5 protein-coding genes are annotated in these 11,890 nt (G+C 70.6%); 3 read left to right on the top strand and 2 right to left on the bottom strand.

From position 1 onward, the window contains the following. Nucleotides 1-21: 21 nt before the first annotated feature. Nucleotides 22-3,765: a BREX-2 system adenine-specific DNA-methyltransferase PglX gene (pglX, locus tag AB0K92_RS03960; protein WP_365919125.1), complete on the bottom strand. Its 3,744-nt coding sequence runs from the start codon at nt 3,763-3,765 to the stop codon at nt 22-24. Nucleotides 3,766-3,928: 163 nt separating this feature from the next. Between pglX and AB0K92_RS03955 the strand changes: the two genes are divergently transcribed. Genes AB0K92_RS03955 through AB0K92_RS03945 form a run of 3 tightly spaced genes read left to right on the top strand, consistent with a single transcriptional unit; the run spans nt 3,929 to nt 7,304 of the window. Further along, the gene (locus AB0K92_RS03955; protein ID WP_365919123.1) at nt 3,929-4,450 is read left to right on the top strand and encodes a hypothetical protein; all 522 of its coding nucleotides are present in this window, start codon (nt 3,929-3,931) and stop codon (nt 4,448-4,450) included. After that, nucleotides 4,447-5,853 carry an AAA family ATPase gene (locus AB0K92_RS03950; protein WP_365919121.1) on the top strand — a complete coding sequence of 469 codons (1,407 nt, stop codon included), beginning with the start codon at nt 4,447-4,449 and terminating at the stop codon, nt 5,851-5,853. Before AB0K92_RS03955 ends, AB0K92_RS03950 begins: the two co-directional genes overlap by 4 nt. After that, entirely contained in the window at nt 5,850-7,304 is a 1,455-nt protein-coding gene (locus AB0K92_RS03945) for a hypothetical protein (protein WP_365919119.1), read from the top strand. Before AB0K92_RS03950 ends, AB0K92_RS03945 begins: the two co-directional genes overlap by 4 nt. Before the next feature lie 29 nt (nt 7,305-7,333). Here the strand turns inward: AB0K92_RS03945 and pglW are convergent, their stop codons facing one another. Continuing rightward, nucleotides 7,334-11,773 (bottom strand): BREX system serine/threonine kinase PglW, encoded by a 4,440-nt coding sequence (gene pglW, locus AB0K92_RS03940; protein ID WP_365919117.1) that lies wholly within the window; start codon nt 11,771-11,773, stop codon nt 7,334-7,336. Nucleotides 11,774-11,890: the final 117 nt, after the last annotated feature.

Here is an 11,890-nt window from a genome sequence, read left to right as displayed (position 1 = left end):
GGCTCTCCCCCTCGCCTCGCTCTACGCATCGTCCAGACCCGGCTGTCCAGTCGTCTCCCGACGCGGTACGGCCTTCCGTCCGCGTGTCTTCCGTACCGGACGCCAGTCCTTCATCTGCGCCTCGCTCACACCGTGTGTGCGCAGCAGTTTCCGGTACTCCGCTTCCAGGTCCTCGGCCGGCGAGCTCTCCCACTCGTCGTCGTACGCGCTGTGCCACTGGTGCACCCACGGCATGACCTCATGCAGTCCGGCGAGCAAGGGAACGAGCCGGTCGGCGCCCCAAGCGTCATTCCTGACACGCCTGTCGATCAGATGCGTGAGGGCCAGCGCCTGGTCCTTGTGGTCCCAGCCGGCCCAGCCGAGCAGCAGCGTGGAATCGCTGTCCGGGCCCGCCTCCGGGTAGGAGATGAACCGTTCCTTGGGGACGTCGAGCTTGCCGCGGTGGGTCCAGTAGGACTGCTTGAGGAAGTCGGAGGACTTGTACTTGGTCGGCGGGTCGATATCGAGCCGTGTGCCGGTACGGTCCTCCTCGCGCTGCTTCTCCCAGACCTTCTCCCACTCGCGGCGGATGCGCAGGCCGGAGTCCTTGTAGCGCATCGCGGCGAGGTAGGGCACGTGCTCGTCGGCGATGATTTCGGTGAGGATCTGTGCGAGGGGGAGGTCCGGCTTCTTGAGGTAGTCGGCGGCGTAGAGCGCGGCCACGGAGGTGAAGTCGGGGTCGGAACCGAGCCGGTCGGCGAGGTTGTTGATGGTCAGCGTCCGGGGGTGGCGCATCCCCTCACGCACCTCGAACCACAGGTCCTCGTCCTCGCAGCGGTCCAGCAGCCAGGTGCGGAGCGCGGCGCGTTCCTTCTTCTCCCACGGCTCGGTCGCCCAGCGCCGCTTGCACTCAGGGCGCTCGATGAGGGCAATGTCCTTGCGGCTGGTGATCAGGTCGATACGGGCCTGAACGATCTCGCGGTACCAGTCCGGCCAGTGGGCGGGGATCTCGGTGACGGGGGTCGAGCCGTGGCGCGTGAACCAGGCGGTCTCCACCTCCCCGGCCTCGACCTTCCGCGCGAGAACGATTTCGAAGGCGCGCTCGCCGAGCTTGACCTCGGGGATGGTCTCGGGGTCGGGTGACGGGGTCACGGTCCGGGCGACCTCGCGGTCGGTGAGCAACCCGTAGAGACCGTAGACCTGCCAGTCCAGCTCCTCTTGGAGGGCGATCATGCGGCGGCGGACCTTGGCGTGCGCGGCTTCCGCGTCATCCAACACCTCTCGCGTGGGCACGACAGTCGCGGCCACGGCCGACGGCTCCAACTCGGCAAGTTTCCGCGCCTGGACGTCGATAACGCGGCCGAGGTGGAGCGGGAGCTTGGCAGGCAGAGGGAACTCTTGCAGCTTGGTGCCGGTGAACTCGTAGAAGCGTTCCCATTCCTGGGACTTGAAGCCTTCGTTGACACCCTGGCTGCCTTTGTCGTGGCTGACCTGCTTCAGCCAGAAACAAGCCGCCGAAGAGTTGAGCACCCCGAGCAATTCCAGGTGCTCGTCCTCGCCCGCCCCCTTGGGTAGCTGAACAATTGGCGCGTGCCTGTTGAAGACCTGGCCGCCTCGCCCAAGAACGAAATGGTTGTGCGTCGCTACGCAAGCGAAGGCAAGCGTCATCCCACCGTAGCGGTGGCTGAAGAACATGGAGTACTCAAACCACTGGAGTCCCCGCTCAAGCTGTGTCTTCCCGTAAGCAACTCGGTCGCGAAGGAGGACACGATTGGGCCACGTGAGGCGCAGCACCGCTGGATCGGCCACCGACCGTTCCGGGTGCTTCTCGTCGTAGGGCCACAGCACCTCGGTCGGGTCTACGATCCGCCAGTCTCTGGACGACTCCCCGTCCACCATAGGGCGTCGCAGCTTCCTGGAAATGTGCGCGCGTCGCAAGGCCCCCTTGCCCAGCAAGTAGACGTCATCGGCCCTAGTCACCGCACCGAATCCGATTGCGGACGCGGCAGACCCAAGCGTGCGTACTGCATGCGTTTCAATGAACTGCTGGACTGCGCCTGCCCCACCGCCACTCAGCGACCACGGATGCCCAGAGAACACGGCCGCCGCCGCATCCTCCACCGAAACCCACTCCGACTCGCTCCCCGGCTTGCTCACCTGCTCGACGATCGCCCGCCACACGGCCCCCTGCGACGCGTCCTCTGGCTGCGCAGGCTCCCCCCGCACACCCAGCACCGCCCGCACCGTCCGCTCCGGACTCGGAACCCGGTTCCGCCCGACCAGAATCACCGTCGGCGTACCGTGCCCCGGAATGAAAGCCCCCGAGGTGTCGATGACGTGCGACAACTCGACCCGGTTCCGGAAGACGACCTCGATCAGCTTCTTGCCGAACTCCCGCTTCATGAACGAGTTCGCGGTGATCTGCCCCACGAACCCACCGCCACCCAGTCGCCCGCCGGGCCCCTTCACCGCAAGCTCGAACATGCGCTGTGCGAACGGCACCGACAGCGCGTACGTGCCCGCGCACGCGTCGTACGCCGCCCGGTAGTTCTCGTTCTCCTGCTTGTCCTTCACCGTGATGTACGGCGGATTCCCCACCACCACGTGATACGAGCCCCGCCCCAGGAGGTCGGCCCTCTTCGCGTACTCCCACACGTCCTCCGTGGCGTACGCGTACGTCTCCCCCTCCTCGCGCCCCACGACCGTCTCCGCGAACAGCGTGTCCAGGTCGGTCTGGATGCCCGCCGCGTCCCGGCCGTGCAGCAGTGAGTCACCCACGGCCACGTTGATGGGGAACCGCGGCGCGTCCGCGAGCCTCCGCGTGCCCGCCGCGCGCATCGCGGCGACCAGGAGGCGAAAACGGGCGATGCTCGCGGCGAAGGGATTCTTGTCGCAGCCGTGGACGGACTCCAGCACCCGGCGCACCAGCGTCCAGTCGTCCGTGCCGGGTTCCGCCTGGCGCCACTTGTCCAGCAGGCGGTGGAAGATGCCGAGCAGGAAGTGGCCGGAGCCGCACGCCGGGTCGATGGTGCGCAGGCCGCGGCGTTCCCGGCCGTCGGGGCCGGTCCACACGGGGTTGAGGCCGAAGCCCTGCCCGTCGTCGGCGACCGCCGGTTCCAGGGTCAGATCGAGGATGAACTCCTCGACGAACTCAGGGGTCTGAAGCAGCGCGTACGTCTTGCGGGCGTGCTCGCTCAGATCCTGGTAGAGGTCGCCGAGAAAGCGGGTGTCCCACTCGGGGTCGGTGAAGTCGTAGCGGATCTCGCCGTCCGCACCCCAGCGGCGCCAGAACATCAGCAGTTCCGTCGCCGTCTCGTAGCCGGGGGTCAGTCCCCACAGCGGGTTGTGCCGCTCGTCGAAGAGGCCGGCGGCCGTCTCGTTGGTGCTCGCCAGGTGGCGGAACGCCTCGATGATCCAGTCGCGGTTGTTGTGGTGCGGGTACGTGCGGAAGTGCGCCTCGTGCCGGGCCTCCGCCTCGGCGAGGCGTTCGCCGGGGCCGGCGAGGTACGGCTCGTCGATCAGGCCGTTGTCCTCGCAGAAGCGGACGAAGACACAGCCCAGCACCCACGCCACCGCGGCCTGCGTGACACGCTCGTCACGCCAGGCGGGGTAGGACAGGGCGGTACGCCGGGCCTCCTTGGCCTCGCGCCACTCGCGGTCCAGCCGGGTGCGGAACTCCTCCTCGGACTCGCTGCGGGCCCGCAGGTCGTCCTCCAGGTCGACGACCAGCTTCTTCAGGTCCTTGAGCAGGGCCGCCTTGTCCGTGCCCGTAGTCGTCACCGTCACTCTTCGCTTCCTTCTTCCTGCACCGCGTCAGCGCCCCACCGCGTCATCCGCGGACCGGACCTCCCATCCTGCCGCACCCGCGCCCCCGTACAGCGGCCCAGGGTGGTCGCGATGTGGGAAAAGCCCCCGCGGCCCTCTTGATCGGCTCGTTAAAGTGATCGTCGTGACGGCCTCGACACCCTCCGCAACACAGCCGCCCGCGTTCGCGGTGGCGAGCAGGAACCACTACCGCGCGGCCACCCTGGCCGCGGAGAAGGACTTACGGATATCCGCCGACCACCTGGCCGGGCTGGCGGCGGAATGCGGCATCAAGGCCATCCTGGCCGACTTCCTGGGTTCCCAGCTCAACACGCGGAACCGACTGGTGAACGACGAAGTCGCCACCTGGGGAAAGAAGAAGGGCGCCCCAGGCGTTCGGGAGTGGAAACCACAGGAACACGGACACCTCCCCGAGCTGTGGGAACACCTCACCGCCGTCGCCCACCGCCGCCGGGGAGGCGGATCGGGCGCACTGTTCACCCAGCTCATCTGGAAGAACCCGTTCGCCGGCTGGGACGTCGGTGACCGGTACTGCGACGGCACCACGATCACCGACGCCGCTCTCGACCGTCATCTGAAGGCCGCGTACGCCCTCATCGCCGCCCATGAGCAGGCCGGCATCCTGGGAACGAGGACCCGCGCATGAGCCGTTCCCGCGCGCGGTTCGACACCGCCTGGCAGGCTGCCCTCGACCATGCCCGGCAGGCCGCCGCACAGTTCAGCATGGACGTCGTCGTCACCCGGGACGTGCTCGGCAGGGCCTGCCTGCTCATCGATGACCGAGGACGCCCCCTCGCGCACGACGACGCGAACGTCGTGGCCCTCCGTGACTCGTTCGAGACCGCCACCCGGCCCTTCACCGGGCTCGAACCCCTGCTCTTCGGCGACAAACTCTTCGCCCCCCAGTTGTACTTCGACGCCGACGACCGCGTGGAGGTCAGCCCCCGGCAGGCCCCCGGCGCCGGGCCCGGCAGTGTCCACGCCCTGGAGCGGACCGTCATCGGCACCGACTGGGCCCGGAGCACCTCCGCTCCTTCGCCCGGAGCCTTGCGGCGCCGGGACCGGCGGGTGGCGCTGTACGGCTTCAAGGGCGGAGTGGGCCGCACCACCGCCACCACCGTCCTCGCCCGGTACCTGGCCGGAACGGGCCGCTGCGTGCTCGTGGTGGACCTCGACCTGGAATCCCCGGGTGTGTCCAACCTGCTGGAGGACCTCGCCGGCATCCCCCGCCACGGCATCGTCGACCACCTCATAGAGGGCGGTGTCGGTAACGCCGACGGACTGGAGCTGGTGGCGCGCAGCTCCGCGCTGCCGTTCAAGGGCAACGGGGAGGTGTGGCTGGCGCCCGCGGGCGGCTCGCCGCTGGAAGGTGAGCCGTACGACTACCTCGCCAAGCTGAACCGCATCTACAGCGACCTCGCCGGGCTGAACCCCGGTGACGGCGACCGGCCGTTCGCCGCGCGGCTGGAAGAGGCGATCGCCGCCTGCGAGGACCAGGTGACGGAGCTGTCGCGGCCACCGGACGTCGTCCTGCTGGACAGCAGGGCCGGCATGCACGACATCGCGGCGGTCACCCTGACCCATCTCAGCGGGCTCGCCCTGCTGTTCGCGGTGGACAACCCCTCCACCTGGGAGGGCTACAAGATGCTGTTCACGCAGTGGCAGCGGCGTCCGGCCCTGGCCCGGGAGCTGAGGGAGCGGCTGCGGATCGTGGCGGCCATGTTCCACTCCGCCGGGGACGCGAAGCGGCTGCCCGCCCTGCGCGACCGCGCCCAGGCGCTGTTCGCCTCGACGCTCTACGACCAGCTCGACACGGACGCGGACGGCACGGACGACGAGAGCGACGAGCTGTACCACCCTCCTCTGGAGGACGACGACGCGCCGCACGCCCCCATCCCCATCCTCTTCGGCAACGACCTGGTGGGGCTGGATCCTCTGCGCAGCCGCGACTGGCCCGAGCTGCCGTTCGTCGATGCCGCGTACCGGACGTTTACTACTACGGTGGAGCGCCTGCTGCCGCCACTGCACCCCGCCCCGGAGCCTTCATGACCGCCGCACCGACCACCGACGAGTACCGCACCCTGATCACCAGGGCCCTCGGTGTCGCGCTCGACGCGGACACGGACAGCCCGGACCTGCGACGGCTGTTCACGCCGTCCAGCCACCGCCTCGCCCTCGATCCGGACGTGACCGTGGTCAGGGGAGCGCGAGGCACCGGCAAGACCTACTGGGCGAAGGCGCTGACCGACCCCGAGCTGCGGGAGGTGGCGGCGCGGTCGTACATGATGCCGCGGCTGCGGCGGGTCAGGGTGACCACCGGGTTCACCACAGGGGGCGGCAGCGACACTCCATACCCGAGCAAGCGCAGGATCGCCAGACTGCTGCGCGAGGTGACCAGTCCTGAGGTCTACGAGTTCTTCTGGTACGCGGTCGTGATGATGGCGCTCGGTGTACCGGAGATCGCAAGCATCCCCGACTGGGCCGACCGCATCCGGTGGGCCGAGGGTAACGAGGACGCCTACGAGGACGCCCTGCGCAAGGCCGACCGCGAGGCCCGCGACAGCGGGGAGACGCGCGTGCTGCTCTTCGACGCCTTGGACCATCTCCACGCGGACCGGGCGACGGCCGATCGGCTGGTGTCGGCGCTGTTCCAGGTGGCACTGGAGCTGCGGCTGACCACGGGGGCGCTGCGCGCCAAGATCTTCGTACGCCCGGACATGTACGACAGCGCGCCCAAGAGGTTTCCGGACGCTTCCAAGCTCGGGGCGAACGCGGCCGATCTGGAATGGAGCCGGGAGAACCTCTACGGGCTTCTCTTCCACCGGCTGGGCAACGATCCGAGCGCCGAGGCGGAGAAGTTCCGCGCGCAGTACGGCGAATGGCGGGTGGAGGGCGAGGGGCGGTACATCGCGCCGGTCGACGTGATCGCCGACGAGAAGTGCCAGGAAAAGGTCTTCGTCTCGCTGGCCGGGCCGTACATGGGCACCGACCGGCGCAAGGGCCACACCTTCACCTGGGTTCCGAACCACCTGCAGGACGGCAAAGGACGGGTGAGCCCGAGGACCTGGCTGCTCGCCCTGCGCTCGGCCGCGGCCCTGACGACGGAACGGTATGCCGGACACCCGTACCCGCTGCACTATGAGGCGATCCGGGAGAGCCTGCACGAGGCGTCACGGGTCCGAGTGGAGGAGCTGACGGAGGACATCGGCTGGGCCGCTACCGCCATCGAGCAACTCGAGGGCGGACAGGTGCCGATGGAGCCGTCACACGTCCGTCAGTGCTGGGAGCGAGGCGGCCTCGCCGGAGTCCTGCGTCGGATGCGGGAGAACGACGGCGAGAGCAGCGGTCCCCGTGACGCCGACGACCCACTCGCACTGATAGAGGAACTGGTGAATCTCGGCGTCCTCACCGTACGCACCAGCGGCGCCCTCGACCTCCCCGACGTGTACCGGCTGGCGTTCAACATCGGCCGCAAGGGCGGCGTGCCCCGCAAGTCCTGAGCCGTCGCCCCGGTGCCGGTCGGCCGCGCTCAGCCCGTGCCGGCCGGCACCCGCAGCGAGTCAAGGAACTCCTTGTCCAGGTGCTCCCGTTCGCCGTCGCCGCCGATCACCTCCACCGTCCGGCCGTCCAGTTTCGGCTCCTGGGCACGCGTGTCGACCGTGCACAGCAGCCACAGGCCGTGCGGCGCGTCGGCGGGGCGGCGGGCCGCGTTCTGGAGCCGGACCAGGAAGGCGTGACCGCCTTCGTCCCAGTACCGGGCGACCAGGCCGGCGTCGTGCAGGAACAGCACGGTGCGCGGCGCGTCGGCGCGGGTCAGTACCGCCTCCTCCACACGCTGCCAGACCACCCGGACGAAGGACGCCAGCCCCGGCTTGATGTTGCCCGGGGTGGAGAGGCTGTCGGCGCGCAGGACCTTCTGCCAGTCCTGTCCCTTCTCCGCGGCCAGGGCGCGGAAGGCGGTGAGGAACACGTCCGACACGTCGACGGCCTCGATCGGGAAGGCGGCTGCCACGGTCTCCGCCGCTCCCGCGAACGCGTTCGCCTTCACCGTGAGGGCGAGGAAGCCGCCCCGTTCCGCCACGGCGGCAAGCCGCTCCCGCAGCGGGCCGTGCGGGTCCTCCCGGTCGGCCCGGGTGACGGGGGTGGGCGGCTGGTAGCTGGTGAGGGCGCCGGTGGAGCCCCAGGTGCCCGTCGGCTCCGGCGCCCGGGGGAAGAACTTCTCCGCCTCGTCGTCGTACACGAGGTCGAAACGCGCCCCTTCCAGGGCGTCCAGCAATTCCACATGGGTGGGTTCCCGGGAGCCCGACACCAGGTCCAGGCCCGGGAAACGGGCGCGCAGCCGCGCCACCAGCTCGGCGACGGAGATCCCCCGGTCGCGGCGGACGCCCGCGCCCGCCTGGGAGATGCGCAGCGCCCGCTCCAGGCTCAGGTCACGCGGGTACAGCTCCAGCCGGGGCGTGGCCGCGACACCGGGGGCCGTCGCGGCGGCCAGGGACACCAGGCGGGTGTCGGCGAGCGGGGCGAGACCGTCGGGTGCGGCCACGGAGCGCAGGACGCGCAGGACCTCGCCGCGGCCGGGCAGCGGGTCCTGCCGTGCCAGTCGTTCGGCGGCCTGGCCGAGGAGCGCCGCGTAGTCCGCCAGCTCCCGCGGGCTGGGGTCGTCCGCGCCCGGCAGGGATTCGGCGGCGAGCAGAACCGTGTCACCGCGCCGGTGCACGGCGAACCGGGGCTCGTGCTGCCCGGCGGGGTCCTCGTCCGGACGTTCGGTGGTTTCCGCGTCGGCGGCGGCCCGGACGACGGCCAGGGCCCTGGCGAGCGTCCGCTCGGGCGTGTCCGCTCCCGCGCCGTGACGGGCCCGGAGTTCGGCCGCGGCCTCATCGGCGGTCATCACCCGGCCCACGGACTGGATGATCTCGGTCAGCTCGGTGCGGACCGGGTCCAGCCAGTCCGCCTCCGCCCACTTCCTGATCTCGCCCCGGTGGTGCCGGGAGACGGAGGTCTGCTTGATGCCCAGGTGGTCGGCGACGCGTGCCTGCACGGGCCAGGCGCCGAGCGGCGAGAGCCCGCCGTCGTCCGGGGGCAGGCCCAGGGTGAGGCGTACGACGTCGGCACGGTGGGAGCCCTTGCGGCCCGGCTCGGGGGCGAGGAGCGCGGCCATGTCGTCTATCGACAGGATGCGGGCCTCGTCGGCGCCGGGGGCGGACTGCTTCAGGGCGGGATCGTCCGACGCCTGCCGACGGGGCGCGTACGGCGCCGCCGGGCGCAGCGCGGTGACCCACTGCTTGCGGCGCCGGTTGAGTTCCTTGCGGACGAGGGCGCCGGCGCCGCGTGCCTTGGAGATGGCGTACGGCTGGATGTCCAGCAGCTGCCCGACCGTCGTCGCGCCCAGTCCGCCCGCCACCGACACGGCTCGCGGGGACAGGCCGGCCGCGTCCAGCGGTGTCGTCAGGTCGGCCGCCGCGGCGGCGCGGTCGCGGGCCTCCTCCGGGTCGTCGGAGGGGTTGCCCACGGTGGAGGGGGTGGTAGCGGGCGCGGTCGCGTCGGCCGCGCGGAACACCGCCCGCCACGCGTCCCACATCTGCCGCAGCGTGTCGAAGCGCTGCTCGGTGTCGCGGTGCAGCGCACGCTGGAAGAAGGCGGTGAGCCCCTCGCGCAGCGCGGGCTCGAACAGCTCGGTGGCGACGTGCAGTTCGGCCGACTCGTTGGTCAGCGGGTCGAGCTGCCCCTCACCCCACAGCGGACGCTCCCCGCTCGCCATCTCGTGAAGGGTGACGGCAGCGGCGTACCGTTCCGCGTGGTCGTCGTAGTGGGCGCGGCGCATCGAGCCGAGGAACGGGTCGAGGTAGCCGCGCGTGCCGGCCTTCACGTCCCGGTCGGAGGCGTCCGTCAGGGAGAAGTCGAACAGCTTGAGCTGCCAGGTGCGGTCCTTGCGGCGCTGGATGCCGAAGTTGTCCGGTTTGATGTCGCGGTGGCGGACGCCCTGCGCGGCGAGCTGGTCCAGCGCGTGGAACAGGTCGTCGGCGAAGCGCTCCAGCTCGTGATAGGTGAGTCGGCCCTTGCCGCGCAGCCGCTCGCCGAGCGACTGCTCACCGGCGTACTCCAGCTCCAGGACGGTCCGCCCACCGAGCTCCCGCAGCCCTTCGCCGCGCAGCTGGACGACGGAGCCGCCGCCGACCTTGCGGAGCGCCCGCTCCTCGGCGCGCAGCCGCCCCGCCTTCTCCTCGTCGAGGGCGACCTTGAAGACGTGCTCGTCGATCTGGGTACGGCCGTCCTCGTCCTCGGTGGCCCGCTCCACGAGCAGGGCGCGGGCGGTGGCGCCGGTGCCGAGAACCCGGCGTACCGTCCACTCGGCGTCGAGCGCCTGCCCGGGCACCGCTTCGAGCGGGTCGACGCAGGCCGCCGCCGGAGAGTCCGGGAGGATGCTGGCGCGTTCTGCCGCGTCCAGCAGGTCCAGGAACGCCTCGGTCGAGCCCAGGCGCTCGTTGACGTCGGCGCGGGTCGCCCGGAAGACCAGGTCGTCGAGAGCGTCGGGCAGGCCGTCGGCCACCGCGAAGAGGCGCAGCCCGCCGTCGCTGCGGAGTCGTTCGGCCAGGTCGCTGCGCTGGGTGGCCGGCGGGCGGCCGGTGAGAATCAGGTAGGCGAGTGCGCCGAGACCGAAGATGTCCAGGTCGGCGGGGTCCGCGTACGGCTGGTCCGACTCGGGGGCGAGATAGACGCGGGCCGCGTCCTCGATCAGGGCGGCGTCGAGGGCGGAGCCGCCGATGGAGCGGAAGAACGTGGCGTTGCTGTCGAAGTCCCGCGCCGCCGTCTGCCAGTCGGTGATCCGCAGCTCGGGGTTGGCGCCGTCGGCCCGGAACGACACGTACACGGAGCGGGCCGCGAGCGCCCGGTGGTAGAGGGAGCGGTTGTGCGCGTAACGGACCGCCTCGGCGAGCTGCCGGACCAGGTCCAGGCGGATCTCGGGGGTGAGCCTGCCGCCGTAGGTGTCCAGGTACTGGTCGAGGCGGAGATCGCCGTGGCGGTGGCGGAAGAGGATCGCCGGTCCGCCTTGGTGCTCGCGGTAGTCGAGCGCGTCGACGATGCCGCGGTGGGTGATGCCCTGGAGCACCTGGTATTCGCGGCGCGCGGCGCGTTCGGTGGCTCTGCGGGCCGCCTCCGTCGCCATCTGGCTCACCAGATAGATGCGGACCCGGCCCTCCTCCTGCACGAGGCCGTCGTCCCGGGTGGCCAGGCGGTCCTCCCAGGACGGTCCGGCGTCGAGCGGGTGCGGCTCCATCTTCCAGGCGTCGCCGAAGCGGAGGTGGGCCGTGGACTGGCGGATTCCGATCGCCTTGAGCAGCTGCGGCAGGGTGTGCCGGGAGAACTCCGGCGTGATGCGCCGGTCGGGACGGTCCGGGGGCAGACCGAGGAAGTCCTGCCAGATCCGCTTCAGGCCGCTGCCGCCGTCGTCGCGGCCGTAGACCTTGATCTGCTGGACCTCGTCCAGATGGCTTTCCAGGTCGGGCGACGACAGGAACACGGCGGGCTCGACGCGGGGGACCACCCGCTCGGACAGGCCCAGTTTGCGGGCCGCCCACTGGAGCTGGCTCTTCAGCTCCTTCGACTTCAGGTCGGTCAGGTGCAGCGGGTTGTTGATGGTCCGCATGCGGTCGGATCCCTGGAAGTTCCAGGTCGACCCGGTGTTGCGGAGCTGCCCCGGATGCCCCTTGATCTCGATGAGGAAGAGGCCGCCGGGAACGGCGACCAGCAGATCGCACTCGTTGACGCGGCCGGACATCGCGGTGAAGGAGAACGTGGCCCAGGCGCGGAACGGCTCGGCCTGCGGCATGAGGGCACGCACATGGTCCAGCGCGTCCTGCTCCCACGGGTACGGCGAGGGACGCTCCTGGAACCACTGCCGGGCGGGGCGCGGCGGGCCCGGCTTGGGTACGCCGGGCCTCGGTGCCGACGTGCCTGACCGCTCTGTCACCGTCCGGCCTCCCCAGGCTTTCCTCACGGACCACATGCAAAGTGCCTGGTCGAGCCTATCGCGCGCCGAACCGGCCGACACCGGTTTGTGGAAGGAGATGAAGCCGTCGCCCTGGCA

Origin of the sequence: Streptomyces sp. NPDC052687, assembly GCF_040678395.1 — a bacterium.
GTDB lineage: Bacteria > Actinomycetota > Actinomycetes > Streptomycetales > Streptomycetaceae > Streptomyces.
Note: the sequence above shows the minus strand (reverse complement) of the source record. Positions and strands in the feature narration are given on the sequence as shown.

Coding starts and splice junctions, on each gene's coding strand:
- AB0K92_RS03950 (WP_365919121.1), top strand. CDS start 4,447: ATGAGCCGTTCCCGCGCGCGGTTCGACACCGCCTGGCAGGCTGCCCTC.
- AB0K92_RS03945 (WP_365919119.1), top strand. CDS start 5,850: ATGACCGCCGCACCGACCACCGACGAGTACCGCACCCTGATCACCAGG.